Source organism: Pseudomonas sp. FP2338, assembly GCF_030687515.1.
Classification (GTDB): Bacteria; Pseudomonadota; Gammaproteobacteria; order Pseudomonadales; family Pseudomonadaceae; genus Aquipseudomonas; species Aquipseudomonas salomonii.
The window spans coordinates 2,001,703-2,027,688 of the sequence record NZ_CP117436.1 but is presented as its reverse complement, the minus strand read 5'-3'; the positions used below and the strand labels follow the sequence as shown (position 1 = coordinate 2,027,688).

Here is a 25,986-nt window from a genome sequence, read left to right as displayed (position 1 = left end):
GACGGGCAACTCCGCCGTGGTTTCTTATTATCTCGCTTAGCGCTTCTTGCGGTTGGCGATGTGGATGGCGCCGCCATTCACAGCCAACGCTGCTTCGTGCAACGCTTCGGACAGGGTCGGATGGGAGAAGACCATCATGCCCAGGTCTTCGGCACTGGTGCCGAATTCCATGCCGATCGCGCCTTGCTGAACCAGTTCTGCAGCGCTCGGGCCAATCACGTGGACGCCCAATACGCGGTCAGTCTTGGCATCAGCGATGACTTTGACAAAACCACCGGTGTCGTTAGCTGCCATGGCACGGCCAGAAGCGGCAAACGGGAAGGTGCCGACGTTAACTTCAACGCCTTCAGCTTTCAACTGCTGTTCGTTTTTACCGACCCATGCAATTTCCGGGTGGGTGTAGATAACCGATGGGATCAGGTCGTAGTTCATCTGGGTTTTGTGACCCTTGATGCGCTCGACAACCATGATGCCTTCTTCGGAAGCCTTGTGCGCCAGCATCATGCCGCGCACCACGTCGCCGATGGCGTACACGCCTGGCACGGTGGTAGCGCAGTGATCGTCAACGTGGATGAAACCACGCTCGTCGATGTTCACGCCGCTGTCGGAAGCCAGCAGGTCGGTGGTCACTGGACGGCGACCCACGGCTACGATCAGCTTGTCGAAGGTGATGGTCTGCTCGCCTTCTTTATCGGTGTAGGTCACAACGACTTCTTCGCCGTTGACCTTGGAACCGGTAACACGGGCGCCCAGCTTGATGTCCAGACCTTGTTTGGTCAGGGTTTTCAACGCTTCTTTGGACACTGCGGTGTCGGCAGCCAGCAGGAACGTGTCCAGGGCTTCCAGCACAGTCACTTCAGAACCCAGGCGCGACCATACCGAACCCAGTTCCAGGCCGATTACGCCAGCGCCGATCACGCCCAGACGCTTAGGAACCGATTGGAATTCCAGGGCGCCGGTCGAATCAACGATCACGTTCTGGTCAACTGGAGCAGGCGGAATGTCGATTGGACGCGAACCTGGTGCCAGGATCACGTTTTCGGCTTCGATGACTTCAACCGAACCGTCCGGCTTGGTGATTTCAACTTTCTTGCCGGCCAGCAGCTTGCCGTGGCCTTGCAGGGAAGTGACGCCGTTGGCCTTGAACAAGGTGGCAACGCCGGAAGTCAGGCCTTTAACGATGTTGGCTTTACGGCCGACCATTGCTGGCACGTCCATGGTCACGCCAGCATGGTTGATGCCATGGATCGCGAAACCGTCCTGGGCTTCGTGGAATTTCCAGGAGCTGTCCAGCAGCGCCTTGGAAGGAATGCAACCAACGTTCAGGCAAGTACCGCCCAGCGCCAGTTTGCCTTCCTTGTCGGTGTATTTTTCGATGCAAGCAGTCGAGAGGCCCAGTTGTGCGGCCTTGATGGCGGCAACGTAGCCGCCAGGACCGGCACCAATCACTACAACGTCAAATTTCTGTGTCATGAAAATAGATCCTCTATTTGCGACAAGCTTTTAGCCCCACGCTGCAAACCAAGCTGCTTGTTCCTACAGCTTGCAGCTCGCAACGTGAGGCTGCTTCTATCAGATATCCAGCAGCAGACGAGCCGGGTCTTCCAGCAGGTTCTTGATGGTTACCAGGAAAGTCACGGCTTCTTTACCATCGATCAGGCGGTGATCGTACGACAGCGCCAGGTACATCATCGGGCGGATCACGACTTGGCCGTTGATGGCCATCGGACGCTGGATGATGTTGTGCATGCCCAGGATCGCAGCTTGCGGCGGGTTGACGATCGGGGTCGACATCATCGAACCGAAGGTACCACCGTTGGTGATGGTGAAGGTACCGCCGGTCATCTCGTCGATGGTCAGCTTGCCGTCACGGGCTTTCTTGCCGAAGCCGGCGATGCCGCCTTCGATTTCAGCCAGGCTCATCAGCTCGGCGTTACGCAGAACCGGCACTACCAGGCCACGGTCGCTGGACACGGCAACGCCGACGTCTGCATAGCCGTGGTAAACGATGTCGCTGCCGTCGATGGAAGCGTTGACTGCCGGGAAGCGTTTCAGCGCTTCGGTGGCCGCTTTCACGAAGAACGACATGAAGCCCAGGCGCACGCCATTGTGGGACTTCTCGAACAGATCCTTGTACTTCGAACGCAGGGCCATGACTTCGGTCATGTCGACTTCGTTGAAGGTGGTCAGCATCGCCATGTTCGACTGTGCTTCAACCAGACGCTTGGCCACGGTGGCACGTACACGAGTCATCGGTACGCGCTTCTCGGTGCGGTCGCCAGCAGCGAACACAGGCGCAGCGGCAGCAGGTGCTGCAGCCTTGGCCGGTGCGGCAGCCGGAGCGTTTTTCTTGGCTTCAACAGCCGCAACCACGTCTTCCTTGGTTACGCGGCCGTCTTTGCCGGTGCCCTTGAGGGACGCCAGGTTGATGCCATTTTCTTCAGCCAGCTGACGCGCAGCCGGTGCAGCGATCGGGTCTTCACCACCTGCAGCCGGAGCGGCAGCGGCAGCGGCAGGCGCGGCAGCTGGAGCTGGAGCAGCAGCAGCGGCCGGAGCAGCAGCGCCGCCCGCTTCGATCGAGCCCAGGATCTGGTTCGACAGGACGGTAGCGCCCTCTTCAGCCACGATCGCGCCCAGCACGCCGTCAGCTTCGGCCAACACTTCCAGAACGACTTTGTCGGTCTCGATGTCGACGATCAGGTCGTCACGCTTTACAGCGTCGCCTGGTTTCTTGTGCCAGGTGGCAACGGTGCCATCGGCAACCGATTCCGGGAATGACGGGGCTTTGATTTCGATAGCCATTATCTGTGGGTCCTTAAAATTCGGTTTCAGTCAGCGCGAAGGCGTTAAACAGTGAAAGCATCTTGCAGCAGTTTTTCCTGCTGCTCGGCGTGCATCGACGCATAACCACACGCAGGTGCAGCAGAAGCATCACGACCGGCGTACTCCAGGCCCAGGCCTGTTTTGTGGTTACCGATGCTGCGACGCAAATGATGCTGGCTGCTGTACCACGCGCCCTGGTTCATCGGTTCTTCCTGGCACCACACCGCATGGGTGAGGTTGGTGTAAGGCGCGATGGCCTCCATCAGGTCGTCTTCCGGGAACGGGTAAAGCTGCTCGATACGCACGATGGCGATGTCTTCGCGGCCTTCGGCACGGCGTTTTTCCAGCAAGTCGTAGTAAACCTTGCCGCTGCACAGGACCAGGCGAGTGACCTTGGCAGCGTCCAGGGTGTCGATTTCTGGAATCACGGTCTGGAACGAACCGTCGGCCAGATCTTCCAGGGTCGAGATGGCCAATTTGTGACGCAACAGCGATTTCGGGGTCAGCACTACCAGCGGCTTGCGCAGCGGGCGGATCACCTGGCGACGCAGCAAGTGGTAGATCTGGGCCGGCGTAGTCGGCACGCACACCTGAATGTTGTGCTCGGCGCACAGCTGCAGGTAACGCTCCAGACGGGCCGAGGAGTGCTCCGGACCCTGACCTTCATAACCGTGTGGCAGCAGCATGGTCAGACCGCACAGACGGCCCCACTTGTGCTCGCCGCTGGTGATGAACTGGTCGATAACCACCTGGGCACCGTTGGCGAAGTCGCCGAACTGGGCTTCCCAGATCACCAGTGCGTTTGGCGTGGTGGTGGAGTAGCCGTATTCGAACGCCAGTACGGCTTCTTCGGACAGGAACGAGTCGTACAGGTCGAAACGTGGCTGGCCTTCGTACAGGTGTTGCAGCGGTACGTAGGTGGTCGCGTCTTTCTGGTTGTGCAGGACCGCGTGACGGTGCGAGAACGTACCACGGCCGATGTCCTGGCCGGTCATGCGGATCGGGTGACCTTCGAACGCCAGGGTCGCGTACGCCATGGTTTCGGCGTAACCCCAGTTGATCGGCAGGCCGCCGGCTTGCATCTTCTGACGGTCTTCGTAGATCTTCGCAACCTGGCGCTGCACCACGAAACCATCTGGAATTTCCAGCAGTTTGGCGGACAGTTCCTGCAGGGTCTTGAGGTCGAACGAGGTGTCGTGACGCGCCGTCCAGGCGTGGCCCAGGTACGGGCGCCAGTCCACGAACAGCTCTTTGTTCGGCTCTTTAACCAGGCTTTTTACTACATGCAGGCCGTTGTCCAGCGCGTTGCGGTATTCATCGACTTTCGCCTGAACACGCGCATCGTCAACCACACCGGCCGTAATCAGGCTGTCGGCGTACAGTTCACGGGTGGTGCGCTGCTTGGTGATCTGCTGGTACATCAACGGCTGGGTGCCGCTCGGCTCATCCGCTTCGTTGTGACCGCGACGGCGGTAGCACACCAGGTCGATGACCACATCACGCTTGAACTGCATGCGGTAGTCGATGGCGAGCTGGGTCACGAACAACACGGCTTCCGGATCATCACCATTCACATGGAGGATCGGCGCCTGGATCATCTTGGCAACGTCGGTCGCGTACTCGGTCGAGCGCGCGTCGAGCGGGTTGCTGATGGTGAAACCGACCTGGTTGTTGATGACGATGTGAACCGTACCGCCGGTCTTGAAGCCGCGGGTCTGCGACATCTGGAACGTTTCCAGGACCACGCCTTGACCGGCGAATGCCGCGTCACCGTGGATGGAAATCGGCAGGACTTTCTCACCGGTGGAATCGTTACGACGATCCTGGCGGGCACGCACCGAACCCTCGACCACCGGAGAAACGATTTCCAGGTGGGACGGGTTGAAGGCCATGGCCAGGTGAACTTCACCGCCGGTGGTCATTACGTTGGACGAGAAGCCCTGGTGGTATTTAACGTCACCGGAACCCAGCTCGACCTTCTTCTTGCCTTCGAACTCGTCGAACAGTTCACGCGGGTTCTTGCCGAAGGTGTTGACCAACACGTTCAGGCGACCACGGTGAGCCATGCCGATCACGATTTCCTTGGTGCCGTAGGAACCGGAACGCTGGATCAGCTCGTCGAGCATTGGAATCAGGCTTTCGCCGCCTTCCAGGCCGAAACGCTTGGTGCCCGGGTATTTGGTACCCAGGTATTTCTCGAGGCCTTCGGCCGCGGTCACGCGCTCCAGCAAGTGGCTGCGCACGTCGGCGGACAATACCGGACGGCCACGCACACCTTCCAGACGATGCTGGAACCAGTGGCGCTGCTCGGAATCGGTGATGTGCGTGAATTCAGCGCCGATGGTGCGGCAATATGTCTGCTGCAACGCTTCGTGAATTTCGCGTAGGCTCGCTTCCTCTTTGCCGATGAACAGGTCGCCGGCACGGAAGGTCGTATCAAGATCGGCATTGGTCAAGCCGTAATGATTGATCGACAGGTCAGCAGGTGCAGGACGCTTCCAGAGCCCCAGCGGGTCAAGCTGGGCCGCCTGGTGGCCACGCATCCGGTAAGCCTGGATCAGTCGCAATACTTCAACTTGCTTCTTCTCATGCTCGCTGCTCACGCTACCGGCGGAAACCGGTTGGGCGCGGCGCTGGTTCTTTGCCAGCAGCACAAATTGATCGCGAATTGTTGCGTGCGATACATCGGTGGCAGCGTTGCCGTCTGAAGACAACGTCTGAAATTTGGTGCGCCATTCTTCTGGCACAGCGTTAGGGTCGTGCAGGTAGAGCTCATAAAGCTCTTCCACATAGGCAGCGTTACCACCTGAAAGATAGCCGCTGTTCCACATGCGCTGCATCACGCTTTCTTGCATGCTTGGTCACCCTCGATTTGGGGACACCACCGGCGAAAACACCGAGTTTGCTTGCAAAAGGCCAAGTGCAGCGACCAAAACAAGCCACTTAGGATCACGCTGATAGTTCGGGTACCAACCCGAATGCCCCTGCTTGTCTCATTTCTTCAAAATAAGAGCTGCGGCTTTGTAAGTCGCTGCTCAAGTTAAAACTACGGCGCCGGTTGAAGCCTGCGCCGTAGCATTTACGGGCACAACGGTCCTGCCTTGCTACAACGTCGCTTACACGCCGCTTTGCAGCAGCATGTTACGGATGTGACCAATGGCCTTAGTCGGGTTCAGGCCTTTGGGACATACGTTGACGCAGTTCATGATCCCGCGGCAGCGGAAGACGCTGAACGGGTCATCCAGTGAAGCCAGACGCTCGGACGTCTTGGTGTCACGGCTGTCTGCCAGGAAGCGGTACGCTTGCAGCAGAGCAGCTGGACCCAGGAACTTGTCCGGGTTCCACCAGAAGGACGGGCACGAGGTCGAGCAGCAAGCGCACAGGATGCACTCGTACAGACCGTCGAGCTTTTCACGCTCTTCAGGGGACTGCAGACGTTCGATGGCCGGAGCCGGCGTGTCGTTCTGCAGGAACGGCTTAACTTTCTCGTATTGCTTGTAGAAGATGCTCATATCGACGACCAGGTCACGAATAACCGGCAAACCTGGCAGTGGACGAACGATCAGCTTGTTACCTTTAACAACAGCGGACAGCGGCGTGATGCACGCCAGGCCGTTCTTGCCGTTGATGTTCATGCCGTCGGAGCCACAAACGCCCTCACGGCAAGAGCGACGGTAGGAAAAACCTTCGTCCTGCTCTTTGATCAGTGCCAGTACATCCAGCACCATCAGGTCTTTACCACCGGTATCGACCTGAAATTCCTGCATGAACGGCGCGGCGTCCTGATCAGGGTTGTAACGGTAAACACTGACTTTCAACATGGCAGCCACCCTTAGTAAGTCCGAATCTTCGGTTCAAACGTCGGCACCGTCTTCGGCGAGAAGTTCACGGCACGTTTGGTTACGCGCTTGTCACCCGGGAAGTACAGGGTGTGGCACAACCAGTTTTCGTCGTCGCGATCTTCAAAGTCTTCACGGGCGTGGGCACCACGGGATTCTTTACGAACCTCGGCGGCGATCGCAGTGGCTTCAGCCACTTCCAGCAGGTTTTGCAGCTCAAGGGCTTCGATACGAGCGGTGTTGAACGCCTGGCTCTTATCGTTGATCTTGACGTTGGCGATGCGCGTGCGCAGGTCGGCCAGCTGGGCAATACCCTTCTGCATGTATTCGCCGGTACGGAATACACCGAAGTAGTTCTGCATGCAGCTTTGCAGCTCGCGACGCAGGGTAGCCACGTCTTCGCCATCGGTACGCTCGTTCAGAGCGTTCAGGCGCGCCAGGGCGGCCTCGATGTTGGCGTCGGTGGCGTCATCGTATTCGATGCCGTCGGTCAGGGCTTTTTCCAGGTGCAGGCCGGCAGCGCGACCGAATACCACCAGGTCGAGCAGCGAGTTGCCGCCCAGGCGGTTGGCACCGTGTACCGATACGCAGGCCACTTCGCCTACGGCGAACAGACCATGGATGATCTCGTCCACGCCTTCGGCGTTCTGGGTGATCGCCTGGCCATGAATGTTGGTCGGCACGCCGCCCATCATGTAGTGGCAAGTCGGAACAACCGGCACCGGAGCAACCACCGGGTCAACGTGCGCAAAGGTCTTGGACAGTTCGCAGATGCCTGGCAGGCGGCTGTGCAGCACTTCTTCACCGAGGTGATCGAGTTTCAGCAGTACGTGGTCGCCATTCGGGCCACAGCCGTTACCGGCGATGATTTCCTTAACCATCGAACGGGCCACAACGTCACGACCGGCAAGGTCTTTGGCGTTCGGAGCATAACGCTCCATGAAACGCTCGCCATGCTTGTTGATCAGGTAACCACCTTCACCACGGCAACCTTCTGTAACCAGTACACCGGCGCCGGCGATGCCGGTTGGGTGGAACTGCCACATTTCGATGTCTTGTACCGGCACGCCAGCACGCAGAGCCATGCCGACGCCGTCACCGGTGTTGATCAGGGCATTGGTGGTCGACGCGTAGATACGACCTGCACCGCCGGTCGCCAGCACAGTAGCCTTGGCGCGGATGTAAGTGGTTTCACCGGTTTCGATGCAGATGGCGATCACACCAACGAAGGCGCCGTCGGCGTTCTTCACCAGGTCAACCGCGTAGTACTCGTTCAGGAACGTGGTACCGGCTTTCAGGTTGCCCTGATACAGGGTGTGCAACAGCGCGTGACCGGTACGGTCGGAAGCGGCGCACGTACGGGCAGCCTGCCCACCTTTACCGTAATCCTTCGACTGGCCGCCGAATGGACGCTGGTAGATACGACCTTGCTCGGTACGCGAGAACGGCAGACCCATGTGGTCCAGCTCGAACACGGCGGCCGGGCCTTCCTGACACATGTACTCGATAGCGTCCTGGTCACCGATGTAGTCGGAACCCTTGACGGTATCGTACATGTGCCAGCGCCAGTCATCGTTCGGGTCGGCGGAAGCGATGGCGCAGGTGATGCCACCCTGGGCCGATACGGTGTGGGACCGCGTTGGGAACACCTTGGTGATCACGGCAGTCTTGTGACCACCCTGGGCCAGCTGCAGCGCTGCGCGCATGCCGGCACCGCCGCCACCAATAATGATGGCGTCGAAGGAAATAGTTGGAATGTTAGCCATGAATCAGATACCCCAAAGAATCTGCACACCCCAGACGAAGTAAGCGAACATCGCGACGCCGCAGACTGCCTGGAAGAGAAAACGGACTGCAGTCGCGGATTTGCCCAGCGCCATTGGCGTGAGGTAGTCGGTCGCGATGGTCCACATGCCGACCCAGGCGTGAGCGCCCAGGGCTACAAGGGCCAGCAGGCTGAAGATTCGCATCGCATTGTGGGAAAACAGGCCATGCCATTGCTCATAGCCGATGCCCGGGTTTGCGACGAGGTATCCGATCAGGAAAATGAAATAAGCCGCGAGAACGACCGCAGACACACGCTGTGCCATCCAGTCATAGAGGCCCGAACGCGAAAGGTTCGTAACGCTGGTTACCATATCCAAACTCCTGCCAGAACGATCAGCACCACGGAAATGGCGATGATGATTTTCGAGCCCAGGCGGCCGCCTTCGAGCGTCTCACCGATACCCGCATCCATGATCAAGTGGCGCACACCGGCTACCAGGTGATACAGCAGAGCGGACAGGAGGCCCCATGCTACGAACTTGGCCAGCGGGCTGGTCAAGCATGCCTTCACCTCGGCGTATCCTTCCTCGGAACCCAGGGATTTGCTCAATGCATAAAGCATGATGCCCAAGCCCAGGAACAGGATGATGCCGGAAACACGGTGCAGGAACGACGTAACGCCGGTGATGGGGAGTTTGATGGTCCTTAGGTCTAGGTTTACAGGTCGTTGGCTATTCACGGCTTTTTTTCACACTGAAGAGCCCCTAACAATCAGGGCAAAGTTGTTGGGGAGTGCACTGGTCAGGTAAGCACCACCCAGGGAGTGCGACCCCCAATGAAAGCAAGCCCAAAAGCCCTTGGCGGTCGGTGGCCGAGTATAGACAGTTAGGTTACTAATGACAACGCGCACTCCTCACCCTAATAGCTGATTGCGCTGGCGGTATAAAAGGCGTAAATGGCAGTCAATTTCGACGAAAAAGTATGGTTAAAGCCTTCTGGAGCAAGACTTTAGGCAAATTGACATCTGGATTTATATCAATATAGTGGTGCGGGCCCTGCGTGGGGGGTCTGTCTGATGATTTGAAGCATAAATAGGAGGCCACATGGCTGACAAAAAAGCGCAGTTGATCATCGAGGGCGCAGCCCCCGTCGAGCTGCCCATTTTAACCGGCACCGTTGGTCCCGATGTTATCGACGTACGGGGCCTGACGGCCACGGGCCGTTTCACATTCGACCCAGGCTTCATGTCGACCGCCTCTTGCGAGTCGAAGATCACCTACATCGATGGTGACAATGGTATTTTGCTGCACCGCGGCTACCCGATCGAACAGCTGGCTGAACAGTCGGACTACCTGGAAACCTGCTACCTGCTGCTAAATGGCGAATTGCCAACAGCCGAGCAGAAAGCCCAGTTCGTCAGCACCGTGAAGAACCACACCATGGTTCACGAGCAGTTGAAGACCTTCTTCAACGGCTTCCGTCGCGACGCCCACCCGATGGCCGTCATGTGCGGTGTAGTCGGCGCCCTGTCGGCCTTCTATCACGACTCCCTGGACATCAATAACCCGCAGCATCGCGAAATTTCCGCGATCCGCCTGGTTGCCAAGATGCCCACCCTGGCCGCAATGGTTTACAAGTACTCCATGGGTCAACCCATGATGTACCCGCGCAACGACCTGACGTACGCGGAAAACTTCCTGCACATGATGTTCAACACCCCGTGCGAGATCAAACCGATCAGCCCGGTGCTGGCCGCCGCGATGGACAAGATCTTCATCCTCCACGCCGACCACGAACAGAACGCCTCCACCTCTACCGTACGCCTGGCCGGTTCTTCGGGTGCCAACCCGTTCGCCTGTATCGCCGCCGGTATCGCCGCACTGTGGGGCCCTGCCCACGGCGGTGCGAACGAAGCCGTATTGACCATGCTGGATGAAATCGGCGATGTCTCGAACATCGACAAGTTCATCGCCAAGGCCAAGGACAAGAACGATCCGTTCAAGCTGATGGGCTTCGGTCACCGCGTTTACAAGAACCGTGACCCACGCGCCACCGTAATGAAAAAGACCTGCGACGAAGTGTTGAAGGAACTGGGCATCAAGAACGATCCGCAACTCGAACTGGCCATGCGCCTGGAAGAGATCGCCTTGACCGACCCGTACTTCATCGAACGCTCGCTGTACCCGAACGTCGACTTCTACTCGGGGATCATCCTCAAGGCGATCGGCATTCCAACCAGCATGTTCACCGTGATCTTCGCCCTGGCACGTACTGTCGGCTGGATCTCGCACTGGAAAGAAATGCTCTCCAGCCCGTACAAGATTGGCCGTCCGCGCCAGCTGTACACCGGCTACGAGTCGCGTGATATCACCAAACTGGAAGATCGCAAGTAAGCATCTAACTATTTGGTCTTAAAAACGGCCTCCTTTCACAAGGAGGCCGTTTTTATTTGTGCAGGAATTGAGAAACAGTTTTGTGATATCCACCCACAATAAAAGCAAAAAAATGCCCCGATCTCACGACCGGGGCATTTTTTTGTAGCCGTTACAAATCTTAGTGGTTAACCGCCCCACTTGCCCCCAGGCCAGTCTGTGAACGCACAAACTGCGGGAAGTACAGGGCACGCTCTTTCTCTGCCGCCGCCGACTTGTCGGTGATCGAGAAGAACCAGATGCCGACGAACGCAATGATCATCGAGAACAGCGCCGGGTATTCGTAAGGGAAGATGGCTTTTTCATGGTGCAGGATCGACACCCAGATGGTCGGGCCCAGGATCATCAGGCCGACGGCACTGATCAAGCCCAGCCAGCCGCCAATCATGGCGCCACGGGTGGTGAGGTTTTTCCAGTACATGGAAAGCAGCAGTACCGGGAAGTTACAGCTGGCAGCAATCGAGAATGCCAGGCCGACCATGAACGCAATGTTCTGGCTTTCGAACAGGATACCCAGGCCGATCGCCAACACGCCCAACGCCACGGTGGTGATCTTCGACACGCGAATCTCATCTTTCTCGTTGGCCTTGCCCTTCTTGATCACACTGGCGTACAGGTCATGGGACACCGCCGAAGCACCGGCCAGGGTCAAACCGGCAACCACGGCCAGGATGGTGGCAAACGCCACAGCCGAGATGAAGCCCAGGAAAATGCTGCCACCCACCGCGTTGGCCAGGTGCACCGCCGCCATGTTGTTACCGCCCAGCAAGGCGCCTGCAGCATCCTTGAACGCCGGGTTGGTGCTCACCAGCAGGATCGCGCCAAAGCCGATGATGAACGTGAGGATATAGAAGTAACCAATGAAGCCGGTGGCATACAACACGCTCTTACGTGCTTCCTTGGCGTCGCTGACGGTGAAGAATCGCATCAGGATGTGCGGCAGGCCGGCAGTACCGAACATCAGTGCCAGGCCCAGCGAGAATGCCGAGATCGGATCTTTCACCAGGCCGCCGGGGCTCATGATCGCCTCACCTTTAGGGTGAACCTTGATCGCCTCGGAAAACAGCATGTTGAAGTCGAAGTTGACGTGCTTCATCACCATCAGCGCCATGAACGAAGCACCGGACAGCAACAGCACCGCCTTGATGATCTGCACCCAAGTGGTCGCCAACATGCCGCCGAACAGCACGTACATGCACATCAGGATACCCACCAGGATCACCGCGACGTGGTAGTCCAGGCCGAACAGCAGCTGGATCAGCTTGCCCGCCCCCACCATCTGCGCGATCAGGTAGAACGCCACCACCACCAGCGAACCACAAGCCGACAGGCTGCGGATCTGGGTTTGCCCGAGGCGATAGGACGCCACGTCGGCAAAGGTGTACTTGCCCAGGTTACGCAGGCGCTCGGCGATCAGGAACAGAATGATCGGCCAGCCCACCAGAAAGCCGATCGAGTAGATCAGGCCATCGTAGCCGGAGGTGAACACCAGCGCGGAAATCCCCAGGAAGGACGCCGCCGACATATAGTCACCGGCAATCGCCAGGCCGTTCTGGAAACCGGTGATCTTGCCGCCAGCCGCATAGTAGTCGGCCGCCGACTTGTTGCGCTTGGATGCCCAGTAAGTGATGCACAGGGTGGCGCCGACAAACGCGACAAACATCACGATGGCGGACACGTTCAGCGGTTGCTTGTGCACTTCCCCGGTCAATGCATCCGCCGCCCAAACGGCCGGAGCAAACAGCGAAGCGCCGAATATAGCCAATAGACGCCGGATCATTGCGCAGCCTCCTTGAGAATCGCATTGTTCAGGTCGTCAAATTCGCCATTGGCCCGACGCACATAGATCGCGGTCAGGATGAAAGCGGACACAATCAGCCCGACGCCCAAGGGAATACCCCAGGTAATCGAAGACCCAGGGCTGAGCTTGGCGCCCAGCACTTGTGGCCCGTAGGCAATCAACAGGATGAAAGCGGAGTAAAGCCCTAGCATGATCGCCGAGAGAATCCAGGCGAACCTTTCCCTTTTCCTGACCAGCTCCTTGAAACGCGGGCTGTTTTGAATCGAGAGGTAAATGCTGTCGTTCATTGTTTTTATCCTCGCAGCACAGCTTTTTATTATTTTGGAACATATCCACTGTATGCGGCTGCGGAACAGGTTCCAGACGACCTTAGTAGTAGATCGAGATGGCCACTTAGCAAGTTTTACAGTCAACAAATAAACAGCAGCCTGAATACAGGCAAAAAAATGTGGGAGCGGGCCTGCTGTGGCGAGCAAGCTTGCTTGCGCTGGGATGCGAAGCGCCCCCAAAAAACCGGAGACTGCTGCGCAGTCAGCGGGAGCAAGCTCCCTCGCCACAGCAAGCCCGCTCCCACATCAGGGTTGTGGTGGGGCTTCTAAAGCGCTAGTGCTTTATTTGGCGGTCCACTCGGCCACACGCTCAGGGTGCTTGGCGACCCAATCCTTGGCCGCGGCATCAGGCTTGGCGCCCTCTTGGATTGCGAGCATGACTTCGCCGATTTCGTCCTTGGAGGCCCACTGGAATTTCTTCAGGAAAGCGGCGACTTCCGGCGCTTTCTTCTCCAGGCCCTTGCTGCCGATGCTGTTGACGGTCTCAGCAGCACCATAAATCCCTTTTGGGTCGTCGAGGAAACGCAGTTTCCACTTGGCAAACATCCAGTGCGGCACCCAGCCGGTCACGGCAATGGATTCCTGCTTGTCTTCGGCACGGGTCAGTTCGGCGATCATCGCCGCACCCGAGCTGGCTTGCAGTTTATAGTCCAGGCCATAGGCCTTGATCGCTTCGTCGGTCTTGAGCATCACGCCTGAGCCGGCGTCGATACCGACGATCTTGTTCTTGAAGGTGGTGTCGGTCTTGAGGTCTTCGATGGACTTGGCCTTGACGTACTCCGGCACGATCAAGCCAATCTTCGCGTCCTTGAAGTTGGGGCCGTAGTCGACCACCTTGTCCTTGTTCTTGGTCCAATACTCACCGTGGGTCACAGGTAGCCAGGCGGACAGCATGGCGTCGAGTTTGCCGGTGGCCACGCCCTGCCACATGATCCCGGTGGCGACAGCCTGCAGTTTCACGTCATAACCGAGCTTTTGCTTGATCACCTCGGCCGCCACATGGGTGGTGGCAACGCTGTCGGACCAGCCATCTACATAGCCGATGCTCAGGGTTTTGCTGTCGGCGCTGGCCAGTGTGGAGCCCATCGCAACTACCAGAGTGGCAGCTGCGCCCAAGAGTCGTCGCATCTTCATAATACTTCCCCGAAAGTGCTGCGCCCGACGGATGCCGAGCGACGTCAACCTGTTGTTATAGGGTGCATCGCGCCCCCTTCACGCGCGTCGATCACGGTGGTGCCCCGCCAGTGGAGTGCTGACACTTGGATCATCAACCTGCCGGGGCCTTGGACCTGCTCTGTCAGCGACCTCGGGTAAGCAAGAAACGACATCACATCGCCAGCAGGGCAGTTCCTAGGACTTGGCGTCAATTTCCCGCCCGAACTTTGCATGTCTAAATTATGCAGCCCCACTGGTACGGGCCAAATCCGGGTAAGATGCGCGCCTTTGCTCCCCCAGATAAGCTGACCATGCCCGCGACTGCCCGCTTCCCTGCCCTGCCCTATTTCTGCGCCTTGATCCTCGGCGTGCTTGCCCTTGTCGGCTACTGGTACGGCCTCGGCCGGCCGGTGGTGCTGCCGGATGTGGCCAGTGCCAGCCACAAGATGCAATGCGCGTCCTACACGCCGTTCGACAAGGACCAGTCGCCGTTCGACCAGCCGTTCAAACTGCGCCCCGAGCGCATGGACGCTGACCTGGCACTGCTGGCCACCCGTTTTGAATGCATCCGTACTTACTCCATGACCGGCCTGGAAGCCCTGCCGGGCATGGCGCGCAAGCATGGCTTGAAGTTGATGGCCGGCGCCTGGGTCAGCAGTGACCCGGTGGCCACCGAAAAAGAAATCAAAGAACTGATTGCTGCTGCCAATGCCAACCCCGATGTGGTCACTTCGGTGATCGTCGGTAACGAGGCCCTGCTGCGCAAGGAAGTCACCGCCAAGCAGTTGGTGACGCTGATCAATCAGGTCAAAAGCCAGATCAAGCAGCCGGTCACTTATGCCGATGTGTGGGAATTCTGGCTGCAGCACCCGGAAATCGCCCCGGCGGTGGATTTCCTGACCATTCACCTGCTGCCGTACTGGGAAGATGACCCGTCGGGCATCGATCAAGCCCTCAAGCATGTGGGTGATGTGCGCCAGACCTTCGGCAACAAATTCGCGCCTAAAGATGTGCTGATCGGCGAGACCGGCTGGCCCAGCGAAGGCCGCCAGCGCGAAACCGCGGTGCCAAGCCGGGTCAACGAGGCCAAGTTCATGCGCGGTTTTGTGGCCATGGCCGAAGCCAATGGCTGGCGCTACAACCTGATCGAAGCGTTTGACCAACCCTGGAAACGCGCCAGCGAAGGTGCCGTCGGTGGTTACTGGGGCTTGTTTGATGCCGATCGCCAGGACAAGGGTATTCTTGCCGGGCCAGTGAGCAATGTGCCGTATTGGCCGCTGTGGCTGGGCGTCGGCGGCCTGATCCTGCTGGGCACCCTGGCGCTGGGTGGCCGGGTGCGCAGCACGCGTGCCGCGCTGTTGCTGCCACTGCTCGGTGCAGTGGCGGCCTGCTCCATCGGCACCTGGGCTGAACTGACCCGCGTCACAGCGCGCTTCAACGATGAATGGGTGTGGGCAGGCTTGCTGGTGATGCTGAACCTGCTCGTGCTGGCCCATGCTGCACTGGCGCTGAGTGCCCGGGAAGGCTGGCGTGAACGGAGCTTCAACTGGCTGGAACAACGCGCCGGCTGGCTGGTGGCAATCGCCGGGTTCGCAGGGGCGGTGATGATGCTGGCGCTGGTATTCGACCCGCGCTATCGCAGCTTCCCGAGTGCGGCGCTGGTGTTGCCGGCTCTGGTTTACCTGGTACGCCCGGTCACCGGGCCACGCCGGGAGATTGCGCTGCTGGCGTTCATTATCGGTGCCGGTGTTGCGCCGCAGCTGTATCGCGAAGGGTTGCTGAACCAGCAGGCGTGGGGTTGGGCGGTGGTCAGCGTGCTGATGGTTGTAGCCTTGTGGCGTTGCTTGCGGGTGCGCAAGGGCTAAACAGCAGTGGCGAGGGAGCTTGCTCCCGCTGGAGTGCGCAGCGCTCCCGCTTTTTTGGGGCCGCTTCGCGCCCCAGCGGGAGCAAGCTCCCTCGCCACAAAAGCGCCCTTATACGGGTTAATCAGTAACCCGAGGCTTCCTGACCAATCGCAACCCCGCAATCACCACCGCAAACACCGCAAACGTGGTGTTATACAACGCCAGCGCCGGCAGCCCGAACACCATCCCCAGCACCGCCAACCCCCAGCCGACGCGGCCCGGCACAAAAAACGCCAGCACCGACGTCACCAACGCCGCCCAGCCCAACACCTTGAAGTGAATCATCAGCCCCAGGTTCGAGCGCAGCTGGCATTCCCAGCGGCTGGCCTCATCGACGCAGACCCCCACCCACTGGCCGTCTTCCATAAAACCGTAACGGGCGCCATAACTGGCGGCCAGCCATAACGGCAAGGCGATAAGCAGCAGAATAAGTGGCAAACGACGGGACATGGCGAACTCCGATAGGCAAAAACGGCGCTCAGCTTAATCCCACGGCGGCCGTTAGCAAGGTGTGTACGCAGATAACTGTTCATCAAGGCGCTGCAAAGTGTATCTTCTCGCTACTATTACCCCCGATTCCGTGGTTTTTTCCGACTTTTAGTGCCGAGGGCTGGCACTTCGGTGGCAACGCGGTGGTCATAGCCTGCGAACTTCATTCAGCACGTTTCCTCTTAGGGATTAAGTCATGCTCCGTTCCTTGCGCTGCGCTGCCTTGCTGGGCAGCCTATTTTTGAGTGCGTCAGCACTGGCCGTCGATGTCGACCAGGCCACTTATGGCTTCCCTTTGACGAACCCGTTCGAGGCGACCATTGCCACCACCCCGCCGGACCTGCGGCCCAAATTGCCCAGCAACGACGAGATCAACCAGTCCGATTACACCCTCAATATGCGCCCAGAGCGTGAGTTCAGCCTGCCGGACAACTTCTGGGCAGTGAAGAAACTCACCTACCGCATCGCCAAACAGGACCGTGCCGCGCCGCTGATCTTCCTGATCGCAGGCACGGGCGCCCGGTTTGACAGCAGCATCAACGAATACCTGAAAAAGCTCTATTACCAGGCCGGCTACCACGTGGTGCAGCTGTCATCGCCCACCAGCTTCGACTTCATCAGCGCCGCCTCGCGCTTCGCCACGCCGGGTATCACCCAGGAAGACGCCGAAGACATGTACCGCGTGATGCAAGCGGTGCGCGCGCAGAACGCCTCGCTGCCGGTGACCGACTACTACCTCACCGGCTACAGCCTCGGCGCCCTGGATGCAGCGTTTGTCAGCAAGCTCGACGAGACCCGTCGCAGCTTCAACTTCAAGAAAGTGCTGCTGCTCAACCCGCCGGTCAACCTCTACACCTCGATCACCAACCTCGACAAACTAGTGCAAACCGAGGTCAAGGGCATCAACAACACCACTACCTTCTATGAGCTGGTGCTGGCCAAACTAACGCGCTACTTCCAGCAAAAGGGCTACATCGACCTCAATGACGCCCTGCTCTACGACTTCCAGAACTCCAAGCAGCACCTGACCAACGAACAGATGGCCATGCTGATCGGCACCTCGTTCCGCTTCTCGGCGGCCGACATTGCCTTTACTTCGGACCTGATCAACCGCCGTGGCCTGATCATCCCGCCGAAATACCCGATCACCGAAGGCACCAGCCTCACGCCGTTCCTCAAGCGTGCACTGCAATGCGACTTCGACTGCTACCTCACCGAACAAGTGATCCCGATGTGGCGCGCCCGCTCCGACGGCGGCAGCCTGCTGCAACTGGTTGACCAGGTCAGCCTGTACGCACTCAAGGACTACCTGCACGACAGCCCGAAAATCGCGGTCATGCACAACGCCGACGACGTGATCCTCGGCCCTGGCGACCTCGGTTTCCTGCGTAAAACCTTCGGCGATCGCTTGACCGTCTACCCGCTGGGCGGCCATTGCGGCAACCTTAATTACCGCGTCAACGCCGACGCCATGCTGGAGTTCTTCCGTGGCTAAATATCTTTTGCTGCTCGCCGCGCTGATGTGCGCAGGCGTCGCCAATGCCGACAACAGCAAGGCCCACGAGCCGGTCAAGGTTGACTCCGATGGCTTCAAGGAGCCGTTGACCAAACTCAAGTTCAACCCAGGCCTGGACCAACGTGAGTTCGAGCGTTCATCGCTGACGGCACTTAACGTCTATGACCCACTGGAGTCGTGGAACCGTCGCGTCTACCACTTCAACTACCGCTTCGACCAATGGGTGTTCCTGCCCGTGGTCAATGGCTACACCTACGTCACCCCAAGCTTCCTGCGCACCGGCGTGAGCAACTTCTTCAACAACTTGGGCGATGTGCCCAACCTGTTGAACAGCCTGCTGCAACTCAAGGGCCACCGCTCCCTGGAAACCACCGGGCGCCTGCTGCTCAACACCACCATCGGCATCGCCGGCCTGTGGGACCCGGCCACCGCCATGGGCCTGCCGCGCCAGAGCGAAGACTTCGGCCAGACCCTGGGTTTCTACGGCGTGCCGGGCGGCGCCTACCTGGTGCTGCCGATCTTCGGCCCCTCGAACCTGCGTGACACTACCGGCCTGATCGTCGACTACGGCGCCGAGACCGAGATCAACTTCCTCAACGTCTCCAAAGTCAGCGAAAACCACCCGGAGATCTGGGCCCTGCGCGCCGTCGACAAGCGCTACCAGACCAGCTTCCGCTACGGCCAGATGAACTCGCCGTTTGAGTATGAGAAGGTGCGCTACATCTATACCGAATCGCGCAAGTTGCAGATTGCCGAATAAACCGGGCGACACAAAAAAGGCCATTCGAATGAATGGCCTTTTTTATTGCGTGTAATTTCTTCAAGCCTTGAGGGTTTTCCACGCCTTGCCGACCACGCTCACCACCGCCAAGACAACAGCCCCCGCAATAATCCCGGCCATCGCATTGAGCAACGTCGGCATCAACCACGCCAGCCCGCCAATGTTCTGACTGACACGCTCGATCCAGTGATGCACCGCTGGCACGCCGTGAGTGAGAATGCCGCCGCCGACCATAAACATTGCCGCTGTGCCGATCACCGACAGGCTTTTCATCATGTAAGGCGCGGCGCGCAAGATCGCCCCACCGATACTGCGCGCCGCCTGGCCGGGCTTTTGCGTCAGCCACAGGCCCAGGTCATCGAGCTTGACGATACCGGCCACCAGCCCGTACACGCCGATGGTCATGACGATGGCAATGCCCGACAGCACCACCACCTGCTGCATCAAAGGCGCATCCGCGACGGTGCCCAGGGTGATGGCGATGATCTCGGCCGAGAGGATGAAATCGGTGCGAATTGCACCTTTGATCTTGTCCTTCTCAAATGCCACCAGGTCAGTCGCCGGATCAGCCACGGCTTCAACCAGGTGGGCCTGCTCTTCGGTGCGTTTATGCAAAAAGGTATGCGCAAGCTTCTCAAAGCCTTCAAAACACAAATAGGCGCCGCCGAGCATCAACAGCGGCGTGACCGCCCACGGCGCAAAGGCGCTGATCAGCAATGCCGCCGGCACCAGGATCAGTTTGTTGACAAACGACCCCTTGGCCACCGCCCACACCACAGGGATTTCCCGCTCGGCGCGCACGCCGGAAACCTGCTGGGCGTTGAGTGCCAAGTCATCGCCCAGCACGCCGGCGGTCTTCTTGGCGGCCATTTTGGTCATCAGCGCAACGTCATCGAGTACGGCGGCGATATCGTCGATCAATACCAACAAGCTGCTTCCTGCCATGAATCGGGCTTCCATAAGAATGAGAAAGGCCGAGCATAGCGCGGCGCAAAGCTTTACGGGCGCATTCTTGAGGCTCGCGGATAGCCGGTGCTACCATGCACAACCGCCGATCTGGCAAGGAAACTCCTGGTTTATGAGCACCATTCGCGAGCGCAACAAAGAAAAGATCCTGCGGGCGGCAAGCGAGGAGTTTGCCGACAAGGGCTTCGCCGCGACCAAAACCAGCGACATCGCCGCCAAGGCCGGGCTGCCCAAGCCCAACGTCTATTACTACTTCAGGTCCAAGGACAACCTCTACCGCGAGGTGCTCGAGAGCATTATCGAGCCGATTCTGGCCGCCTCCACACCATTCAACCCCGAGGGCGAGCCGGCGGTGGTGCTGAGCAATTACATCCGCTCGAAAATCCGCATCTCCCGCGACCTGCCCTTTGCCTCCAAGGTGTTTGCCAGCGAAATCATGCACGGCGCCCCGCACCTGAGCCCCGAGCAGATCGAACAGCTCAACGCCCAGGCCAAGCACAACATCAACTGCATCCAGAGCTGGGTAGATCGCGGCCTGATCGCCAACATTGACCCCAATCACCTGATGTTCAGCATCTGGGCGGCGACGCAAACGTATGCTGATTTTGACTGGCAGATATCGGCGGTCACCGGCAAGGCCAAGCTGGACGAGGCAGATTATGAGGCGGCGGCGCAGACGATTATTCGGTTGGTGTTGAAGGGGTGTGAGTTGGGCTGATGGACCGAGGTGAGGCTATCGCAGGCAAGCCAGCTCCCACACTTTTCCGGGTCGTACACAAATTGTATGAACACCTCTAACTCCCTGTGGGAGCGGGCTTGAACTGGTCAAGTAATCTTGGACACCATTTAAGGTTCACGCCGCCAGTCTCTCCCTGACGACCGGCGACCGGTAATCGTTGTAACTGTGAGGCCTGGAGATGTTGTAGCGAGAGACATAGCGCTGCACATCTGCCCGGGCCTCATGCTCTGATTCATAGCCCGTCTCAGGCACCCATTCTGATTTCAAACTTCCGAAGAAGCGCTCCATCGGAGCGTTATCCCAGCATTCGCCTTTACGACTCATGCTTTGCCGTAGCTCATGTTCCAGCAGCTCATTCCTGAACTTATGGCTCGTGTACTGACAACCTTGGTCTGAGTGAAACAGCACGTCTTTAGGGCGGCCTCTAAGCTCAACTGCCATCCGCAAAGCCTCGCAGGTCAGCGTGGCATCGGAAATCATAGAAAACGACCAACCCACGACCCGACGAGCAAACAAATCCAGAACTGCGGCGAAATACAGCCACCGCTTCCCGACTTTGATGTACGTCACGTCTCCACACCACACCTGGTTAACCGCCGTCACATCAAACTTGCGCTTGAGCACATGCGGGGCCACTAACGCTTCCACGCCGGGCGATTTGTACTTGTGACGTCGGCGCTGACGGCTGGCGATCCCCGCTTCGCGCATCAAACTGCGAGCCAAGTACCGCCCGATGCGATGCCCTTTCTCTTGCAGCTCCTTCGCCAAAGTTCTCGCTCCCGCAGAAGCCCGCGATGCCTTGTGATGCCTGACCAGCGCGGCCTTGAGCTTCTCCCGCTCAGGATTTGCTCTGCCTTGGCGCTGACGCCAAGCGTAAAAGCTACTTCTGTTGACGCCGAACGCCCGGCAACACCTGTTGACGCCGTACTGCTCGTCCAGCTCATCGATCAGCGTGAATGATCTTTGGCGTCCAAAAGCAGGAGAGCACTGGCCTTTTTTAGGATTTCGATGTCCAGGTCTTTCTCCCGAAGCAACGCTTTGAGCCTCTGAATCTCTCGTTGATCGGCAGTAATCGCCTTGGCGCCTACCGGCGTCGAGCCTAATCGCTCTTTACGCACCTGATCCACCCAGCGGCGCAAGGCTGTAGGGCCAATATCCAAACTGGCGCACACCTCGGGAACCTGCAGCCCTTCATCCAGCACCATGCTGGCAGCTTTGAGCTTGAACTCACTCGAATAAGATTTGCGCATATCCAAACACCTCAGATTTGGGCGCCATCATAGCGCCCGATTGAAGTGTCCAAAATCATTAGGCCAGTTCAGCTTGCCCGCGATAGCGCCCTTCCAGACACATCCTGCCAAAAGCCTGCCGATCAAACTTCTCCACCCACATCTAGCCTCTCAGAACCCCACCTGAAGAGAGGCCATGGAATGCCTGAACTCCCCGCTTCAAAGCGACTGCGCGTCGGTCGCTATGATGAACCCAACCGTATCTACCTGCTCACCACCAACACACTTGATCGCGAGCCAATATTCCAGAATTTCAGGCTGGGACGACTGGTTGTCCAACAATTTAGAATTGCCCAAAACCTGGGCCTCGCCACATCCCTGGCCTGGGTGGTCATGCCTGATCACTTCCACTGGCTTATCTCACTGGAAAAAGGCTCTCTTGCCGACCTGATGCGTCGCGTGAAATCCAAAAGCACCCGCGTCGTGAATGCTGTAGCCGGTCGTCAAGGTCGCCTCTGGCAACCTGGCTTTCACGATCATGCCGTGCGCCGAGAGGAAAGCCTGGAAGGTATAGCTCGCTACATTGTGGCCAACCCCTTGAGAGCCGGGCTGGTGAAGAAGTTTGGCGACTATCCGCTGTGGGATGCCATTTGGCTTTGACTCAATACCGAGTCGTCTGCATCGCAGGCAAGCCAGCTCCCACACTTGACTGTATTTCACAGGTGGAACTCGGTCAGTGTGGGAGCTGGCTTGCCTGCGATGAGGCCCTAGTAGTCTAAGGCGATCAAGCCGAAACCCCCGCATCCGCCAACAACCCCACCCCCTCAATCGCCGTAATCGCACACTGCTCATCGATATCCGAGGTATCGCCGCTGATCCCGATCGCCCCCAGCACCAGCCCGTCATGATTGCGAATCAACACCCCACCCGGCGCGGGCACCACGCTGCCCTGCCCCAGGCTGTTCAACGCGGCAATAAACGCCGGGCGCTGTTGGGCGTCCAGCGCCAACAAGCGTGAGCCCTTGCCCAGCGCAATCGCGCCCCAGGCCTTGCCGATGGCGATTTGTGGGCGCAACAGGCTGGCGCCGTCTTCGCGTTGCAGGGTGATCAAGTGGCCGCCGCTGTCGAGCACCGCAATGGTCAGCGGCGCAGCCGAAATCGTGCGGCCTGCGGTGAGGGCCTGGCTGGCGAGTTGGGTGGCGAGTTTCAAGGTTAAAGCGCTCATGGTGCCGTCCTTCTTTTTTTATTGGGAATGCGGTGGAGGTCTGTTTGATCAGATGCTCGATCAAACAAATAGAACACAATGATATTTAATTTTGTATACAATATTTTCGCACAAAGGCTCCATACGTCGAAAAAAGTGCTTCCGACGAACGCCAGGGCCACTTTGCAAAATGCATTGACCTGCGCAGCTCGCCGTGAATACACTTTGTACAGACACCACTTGTATACAATTACAAAACGCAAGAGGCACCAAAACCATGAGCAAAATGAGAGCAATCGAAGCCGCCGTCCTGGTCATGCGCCGTGAAGGCGTGGACACCGCCTTCGGTATCCCGGGCGCCGCGATCAACCCGCTGTATTCGGCCTTGCAGAAGGTCGGTGGCATCGATCACGTCCTTGCTCGCCACGTTGAAGGCGCCTCGCACATGGCCGAGGGCTACACCCGCACCAAGGCCGGCAATATCGGCGTGTGCATCGGCACCTCCGGCCCGGCGGGCACCGACATGGTCACCGGCCTGTACAGCGCCTCGGCCGACTCGATCCCGATTCTGTGCATCACCGGCCAGGCGCCGCGTGCCCGCATGCACAAGGAAGACTTCCAGGCCGTCGACATCACCAGCATCGTCAAGCCGGTGACCAAGTGGGCGACCACCGTGCTGGAGCCCGGCCAAGTGCCCTACGCGTTCCAGAAAGCCTTCTATGAAATGCGCTCCGGCCGCCCTGGCCCGGTGCTGATCGACCTGCCGTTCGACGTGCAGATGGCCGAGATCGAATTCGATATCGACGCCTACCAGCCACTGCCGCTGGCCAAGCCACTGGCTACGCGCATCCAGGTGGAAAAAGCCCTGGCCCTGTTGGATGCGGCCGAACGCCCCTTGCTGGTCAGCGGTGGCGGCGTGATCAATGCCGATGCCAGCGAGTTGCTGGTGGAGTTTGCTGAACTCACCGGCATCCCGGTGATCCCGACCCTGATGGGCTGGGGCACGATCCCGGACGATCACCCGCTGATGGTCGGCATGGTCGGCCTGCAAACCTCTCACCGTTATGGCAACGCGACGATGCTCAAGTCGGACGTGGTGCTGGGCATCGGTAACCGTTGGGCCAACCGCCACACCGGTTCGGTGGAGGTGTACACCGAAGGCCGCAAGTTCATCCACGTCGACATCGAACCGACGCAGATTGGCCGCGTGTTCACACCGGATCTGGGCATCGTTTCCGACGCTGGTTCCGCGCTGACGATGTTCATTGAAGTGGCCCGCGAGTGGAAAGCCGCCGGCAAGCTCAAGGACCGCAGCGCCTGGCTGCATGACTGCCAGCAGCGCAAGGCCACCCTGCACCGCAAGACCCACTTCGACAACGTGCCGGTCAAGCCGCAACGCGTGTACGAAGAGATGAACCAGGTGTTCGGCAAAGACACCTGCTACGTCAGCACCATCGGCCTGTCGCAGATTGCCGGCGCGCAATTTCTGCACGTGTACAAGCCACGTCACTGGATCAACTGCGGCCAGGCCGGCCCCTTGGGCTGGACCATTCCGGCGGCACTCGGGGTGGTCAAGGCCGACCCGAGCCGCAAAGTAGTGGCGCTGTCGGGCGACTATGACTTCCAGTTCATGATCGAAGAGCTGGCGGTGGGTGCGCAGTTCAAGCTGCCGTATATCCATGTGGTGGTGAACAACTCCTACCTGGGCCTGATTCGCCAGGCCCAGCGCGGGTTTGAGATGGACTACTGCGTGCAGCTGTCCTTCGACAACCTCAACGCGCCGGAACTCAACGGGTATGGCGTCGACCACGTGGCTGTCGCCGAAGGCCTGGGTTGCAAGGCCTTGCGCGTATTCGAGCCGGGCCAGATCCAGCCGGCGTTGCGCAAGGCGCAGGAAATGATCGAAGAATTCAAGGTTCCGGTGATTGTTGAGATTATTCTGGAGCGCGTGACCAATATTTCCATGGGCACCGAGATCAACGCCGTCAACGAATTCGAAGATCTGGCCCTGGTCGGCAACGATGCGCCGACTGCCATTTCCCTGCTCGATTAAGGAGAACCCTATGCCGCGTTTTGCCGCCAACCTGTCCATGCTGTTTACCGAGCAGGACTTTCTCGCTCGTTTCAAAGCGGCCGCCGATGCCGGCTTCCAGGGTGTGGAATACCTGTTCCCGTACGAGTTCAGCTCCGCCGAGATCAAGGCGCAGCTGGATGCCAACGGCCTGACCCAAGTGCTGTTCAACCTGCCGGCCGGTGACTGGGCCAAGGGTGAGCGCGGCCTGGCGTGCCACCCGGACCGGGTCGAGGAGTTCCGCGCCGGGGTCAAGCTGGCCATCGCCTACGCCCAGGTGCTGGGCAATACCCAGATCAACTGCCTGGCCGGGATTCGCCCTGCCGGCGTGGATGATGAAACCGTGGAAAAAACCTTTGTCGCCAACCTCAAGTACGCCGCCGACAAGCTGCAAGCGGCAGGCATCAAGTTGGTGATGGAGATGATCAACACCCGCGACATCCCGGGTTTCTACCTGAACAACACGGCGCAGGCCCTGTCGATTCGCGAGCAGGTGGGCAGCGCCAACCTGTTCCTGCAATACGACATCTACCACATGCAAATCATGGAAGGCGACCTGGCCCGGACCATGGCGGCGCACCTGGGTGAGATCAACCACATCCAGCTGGCTGACAACCCAGGGCGTAACGAGCCGGGGACCGGGGAGATCAACTATCGCTTCCTGTTCGAGCATCTGGATCGGATTGGTTACGCCGGTTGGGTCGGCTGCGAGTACAAGCCGCTGACCACCACCGAAGCGGGACTGGGTTGGCTCAAAACCCATAACGCCATCTAACTGACACAACACAAAAGAAGGTGGGAGCTGGCTTGCCTGCGATGCAGACATCGGGGTGTATCAGGCAAAACCGGGTGATGCCATCGCAGGCAAGCCCGCTCCCACAGTGGATCTTCAGTGTTTGGCGGACCGTGTCCGCCCTGCACATAGAATAAAAAGAGGATGT

22 protein-coding genes are annotated in these 25,986 nt (G+C 58.9%); 8 read left to right on the top strand and 14 right to left on the bottom strand.

Annotation, left to right across the window (positions count from 1 at the left end; all coding sequences use genetic code 11):
• Positions 1–36: 36 nt before the first annotated feature.
• From lpdA to sdhC, 7 genes are all read right to left on the bottom strand, one after another.
• Positions 37–1,473: a dihydrolipoyl dehydrogenase gene (gene lpdA / locus PSH96_RS09310; RefSeq protein WP_056859732.1), complete on the bottom strand. Its 1,437-nt coding sequence runs from the start codon at positions 1,471–1,473 to the stop codon at positions 37–39.
• Positions 1,474–1,572: 99 nt separating this feature from the next.
• Positions 1,573–2,802 carry a 2-oxoglutarate dehydrogenase complex dihydrolipoyllysine-residue succinyltransferase gene (gene odhB / locus PSH96_RS09305; RefSeq protein ID WP_305458727.1) on the bottom strand — a complete coding sequence of 410 codons (1,230 nt, stop codon included), beginning with the start codon at positions 2,800–2,802 and terminating at the stop codon, positions 1,573–1,575.
• Between the two features lie 44 nt (positions 2,803–2,846).
• The gene (locus PSH96_RS09300; RefSeq protein WP_017134445.1) at positions 2,847–5,678 is read right to left on the bottom strand and encodes a 2-oxoglutarate dehydrogenase E1 component; all 2,832 of its coding nucleotides are present in this window, start codon (positions 5,676–5,678) and stop codon (positions 2,847–2,849) included.
• Between the two features lie 261 nt (positions 5,679–5,939).
• Positions 5,940–6,644, bottom strand: coding sequence for a succinate dehydrogenase iron-sulfur subunit (locus PSH96_RS09295; protein ID WP_003172807.1), 705 nt, complete (start codon positions 6,642–6,644; stop codon positions 5,940–5,942).
• An 11-nt stretch (positions 6,645–6,655) separates the two neighbouring features.
• The gene (gene sdhA, locus PSH96_RS09290) at positions 6,656–8,428 is read right to left on the bottom strand and encodes a succinate dehydrogenase flavoprotein subunit (protein ID WP_017134444.1); all 1,773 of its coding nucleotides are present in this window, start codon (positions 8,426–8,428) and stop codon (positions 6,656–6,658) included.
• Positions 8,429–8,431: 3 nt separating this feature from the next.
• Positions 8,432–8,800, bottom strand: coding sequence for a succinate dehydrogenase, hydrophobic membrane anchor protein (gene sdhD / locus PSH96_RS09285; RefSeq protein WP_003172805.1), 369 nt, complete (start codon positions 8,798–8,800; stop codon positions 8,432–8,434).
• Positions 8,794–9,168: a succinate dehydrogenase, cytochrome b556 subunit gene (gene sdhC, locus PSH96_RS09280; protein ID WP_016979564.1), complete on the bottom strand. Its 375-nt coding sequence runs from the start codon at positions 9,166–9,168 to the stop codon at positions 8,794–8,796. The genes sdhD and sdhC overlap by 7 nt, the downstream gene beginning before the upstream one ends.
• 364 nt (positions 9,169–9,532) lie before the next feature.
• On the opposite strand from sdhC, the gene gltA reads away from it, so the two are divergent.
• A complete protein-coding gene (gene gltA, locus PSH96_RS09275; RefSeq protein ID WP_003210575.1) occupies positions 9,533–10,822 on the top strand; it encodes a citrate synthase in 1,290 nt (429 codons plus the stop codon).
• Positions 10,823–10,982: 160 nt separating this feature from the next.
• On the opposite strand, the gene PSH96_RS09270 is transcribed toward gltA, so the two are convergent.
• The 3 genes from PSH96_RS09270 to PSH96_RS09260 form a co-directional block, all read right to left on the bottom strand.
• Complete coding sequence (locus PSH96_RS09270) at positions 10,983–12,641, bottom strand: cation acetate symporter (protein ID WP_219268143.1); 1,659 nt, start codon at positions 12,639–12,641, stop codon at positions 10,983–10,985.
• Positions 12,638–12,949, bottom strand: a complete 312-nt coding sequence (locus PSH96_RS09265; protein WP_110624991.1) for a DUF485 domain-containing protein — start codon at positions 12,947–12,949, stop codon at positions 12,638–12,640. Before PSH96_RS09265 ends, PSH96_RS09270 begins: the two co-directional genes overlap by 4 nt.
• A 324-nt stretch (positions 12,950–13,273) precedes the next feature.
• Positions 13,274–14,125 carry a glycine betaine ABC transporter substrate-binding protein gene (locus PSH96_RS09260; RefSeq protein ID WP_056859736.1) on the bottom strand — a complete coding sequence of 284 codons (852 nt, stop codon included), beginning with the start codon at positions 14,123–14,125 and terminating at the stop codon, positions 13,274–13,276.
• A 332-nt stretch (positions 14,126–14,457) separates the two neighbouring features.
• Here PSH96_RS09260 and PSH96_RS09255 point away from each other — a divergent pair, with 332 nt between their 5' ends.
• Positions 14,458–16,011: a glycosyl hydrolase family 17 protein gene (locus PSH96_RS09255; RefSeq protein ID WP_305458726.1), complete on the top strand. Its 1,554-nt coding sequence runs from the start codon at positions 14,458–14,460 to the stop codon at positions 16,009–16,011.
• A gap of 117 nt (positions 16,012–16,128) precedes the next feature.
• Here the strand turns inward: PSH96_RS09255 and PSH96_RS09250 are convergent, their stop codons facing one another.
• On the bottom strand, positions 16,129–16,500 hold the full coding sequence (locus PSH96_RS09250) for a hypothetical protein (protein ID WP_305458725.1): 372 nt from the start codon (positions 16,498–16,500) through the stop codon (positions 16,129–16,131).
• Positions 16,501–16,735: 235 nt separating this feature from the next.
• On the opposite strand from PSH96_RS09250, the gene PSH96_RS09245 reads away from it, so the two are divergent.
• Together PSH96_RS09245 and PSH96_RS09240 are read left to right on the top strand one after the other, a co-directional pair.
• Complete coding sequence (locus PSH96_RS09245; RefSeq protein ID WP_056857108.1) at positions 16,736–18,034, top strand: serine/threonine protein kinase; 1,299 nt, start codon at positions 16,736–16,738, stop codon at positions 18,032–18,034.
• Positions 18,027–18,815 (top strand): VacJ family lipoprotein, encoded by a 789-nt coding sequence (locus PSH96_RS09240; protein ID WP_056857109.1) that lies wholly within the window; start codon positions 18,027–18,029, stop codon positions 18,813–18,815. Before PSH96_RS09245 ends, PSH96_RS09240 begins: the two co-directional genes overlap by 8 nt.
• 60 nt (positions 18,816–18,875) lie before the next feature.
• Here PSH96_RS09240 and PSH96_RS09235 read toward each other — a convergent pair whose 3' ends face one another.
• Positions 18,876–19,781 (bottom strand): DUF808 domain-containing protein, encoded by a 906-nt coding sequence (locus PSH96_RS09235; protein WP_305458724.1) that lies wholly within the window; start codon positions 19,779–19,781, stop codon positions 18,876–18,878.
• Positions 19,782–19,914: 133 nt separating this feature from the next.
• On the opposite strand from PSH96_RS09235, the gene PSH96_RS09230 reads away from it, so the two are divergent.
• Positions 19,915–20,520, top strand: a complete 606-nt coding sequence (locus PSH96_RS09230; RefSeq protein ID WP_056857111.1) for a TetR/AcrR family transcriptional regulator — start codon at positions 19,915–19,917, stop codon at positions 20,518–20,520.
• A 135-nt stretch (positions 20,521–20,655) separates the two neighbouring features.
• Here PSH96_RS09230 and PSH96_RS09225 read toward each other — a convergent pair.
• A protein-coding gene (locus tag PSH96_RS09225; protein ID WP_370694308.1) for an IS3 family transposase occupies positions 20,656–21,791 on the bottom strand; the annotation gives its coding sequence in 2 pieces (ribosomal slippage) (positions 20,656–21,542 and positions 21,542–21,791; 1,137 coding nt in all).
• 180 nt (positions 21,792–21,971) lie between these two features.
• Between PSH96_RS09225 and PSH96_RS09220 the strand changes: the two genes are divergently transcribed.
• Positions 21,972–22,430 carry a transposase gene (locus PSH96_RS09220; protein ID WP_305458723.1) on the top strand — a complete coding sequence of 153 codons (459 nt, stop codon included), beginning with the start codon at positions 21,972–21,974 and terminating at the stop codon, positions 22,428–22,430.
• Between the two features lie 124 nt (positions 22,431–22,554).
• Here the strand turns inward: PSH96_RS09220 and PSH96_RS09215 are convergent, their stop codons facing one another.
• Positions 22,555–22,995, bottom strand: coding sequence for a heme-binding protein (locus PSH96_RS09215; protein ID WP_056857113.1), 441 nt, complete (start codon positions 22,993–22,995; stop codon positions 22,555–22,557).
• A 256-nt stretch (positions 22,996–23,251) separates the two neighbouring features.
• Here PSH96_RS09215 and gcl point away from each other — a divergent pair, with 256 nt between their 5' ends.
• Together gcl and hyi are read left to right on the top strand one after the other, a co-directional pair.
• Positions 23,252–25,027, top strand: a complete 1,776-nt coding sequence (gene gcl, locus PSH96_RS09210) for a glyoxylate carboligase (protein ID WP_017136240.1) — start codon at positions 23,252–23,254, stop codon at positions 25,025–25,027.
• Between the two features lie 10 nt (positions 25,028–25,037).
• A complete protein-coding gene (gene hyi, locus PSH96_RS09205) occupies positions 25,038–25,820 on the top strand; it encodes a hydroxypyruvate isomerase (protein ID WP_056857114.1) in 783 nt (260 codons plus the stop codon).
• Positions 25,821–25,986: the final 166 nt, after the last annotated feature.

Bases quoted from the DNA above. Each gene is read 5' to 3' on its own strand.
- lpdA (WP_056859732.1), bottom strand. From the start codon at position 1,473: ATGACACAGAAATTTGACGTTGTAGTGATTGGTGCCGGTCCTGGCGGC.
- odhB (WP_305458727.1), bottom strand. From the start codon at position 2,802: ATGGCTATCGAAATCAAAGCCCCGTCATTCCCGGAATCGGTTGCCGAT.
- PSH96_RS09300 (WP_017134445.1), bottom strand. From the start codon at position 5,678: ATGCAAGAAAGCGTGATGCAGCGCATGTGGAACAGCGGCTATCTTTCA.
- PSH96_RS09295 (WP_003172807.1), bottom strand. From the start codon at position 6,644: ATGTTGAAAGTCAGTGTTTACCGTTACAACCCTGATCAGGACGCCGCG.
- sdhA (WP_017134444.1), bottom strand. From the start codon at position 8,428: ATGGCTAACATTCCAACTATTTCCTTCGACGCCATCATTATTGGTGGC.
- sdhD (WP_003172805.1), bottom strand. From the start codon at position 8,800: ATGGTAACCAGCGTTACGAACCTTTCGCGTTCGGGCCTCTATGACTGG.
- gltA (WP_003210575.1), top strand. From the start codon at position 9,533: ATGGCTGACAAAAAAGCGCAGTTGATCATCGAGGGCGCAGCCCCCGTC.
- PSH96_RS09270 (WP_219268143.1), bottom strand. From the start codon at position 12,641: ATGATCCGGCGTCTATTGGCTATATTCGGCGCTTCGCTGTTTGCTCCG.
- PSH96_RS09265 (WP_110624991.1), bottom strand. From the start codon at position 12,949: ATGAACGACAGCATTTACCTCTCGATTCAAAACAGCCCGCGTTTCAAG.
- PSH96_RS09260 (WP_056859736.1), bottom strand. From the start codon at position 14,125: ATGAAGATGCGACGACTCTTGGGCGCAGCTGCCACTCTGGTAGTTGCG.
- PSH96_RS09255 (WP_305458726.1), top strand. From the start codon at position 14,458: ATGCCCGCGACTGCCCGCTTCCCTGCCCTGCCCTATTTCTGCGCCTTG.
- PSH96_RS09250 (WP_305458725.1), bottom strand. From the start codon at position 16,500: ATGTCCCGTCGTTTGCCACTTATTCTGCTGCTTATCGCCTTGCCGTTA.
- PSH96_RS09245 (WP_056857108.1), top strand. From the start codon at position 16,736: ATGCTCCGTTCCTTGCGCTGCGCTGCCTTGCTGGGCAGCCTATTTTTG.
- PSH96_RS09235 (WP_305458724.1), bottom strand. From the start codon at position 19,781: ATGGCAGGAAGCAGCTTGTTGGTATTGATCGACGATATCGCCGCCGTA.
- PSH96_RS09230 (WP_056857111.1), top strand. From the start codon at position 19,915: ATGAGCACCATTCGCGAGCGCAACAAAGAAAAGATCCTGCGGGCGGCA.
- PSH96_RS09220 (WP_305458723.1), top strand. From the start codon at position 21,972: ATGCCTGAACTCCCCGCTTCAAAGCGACTGCGCGTCGGTCGCTATGAT.
- PSH96_RS09215 (WP_056857113.1), bottom strand. From the start codon at position 22,995: ATGAGCGCTTTAACCTTGAAACTCGCCACCCAACTCGCCAGCCAGGCC.
- gcl (WP_017136240.1), top strand. From the start codon at position 23,252: ATGAGCAAAATGAGAGCAATCGAAGCCGCCGTCCTGGTCATGCGCCGT.
- hyi (WP_056857114.1), top strand. From the start codon at position 25,038: ATGCCGCGTTTTGCCGCCAACCTGTCCATGCTGTTTACCGAGCAGGAC.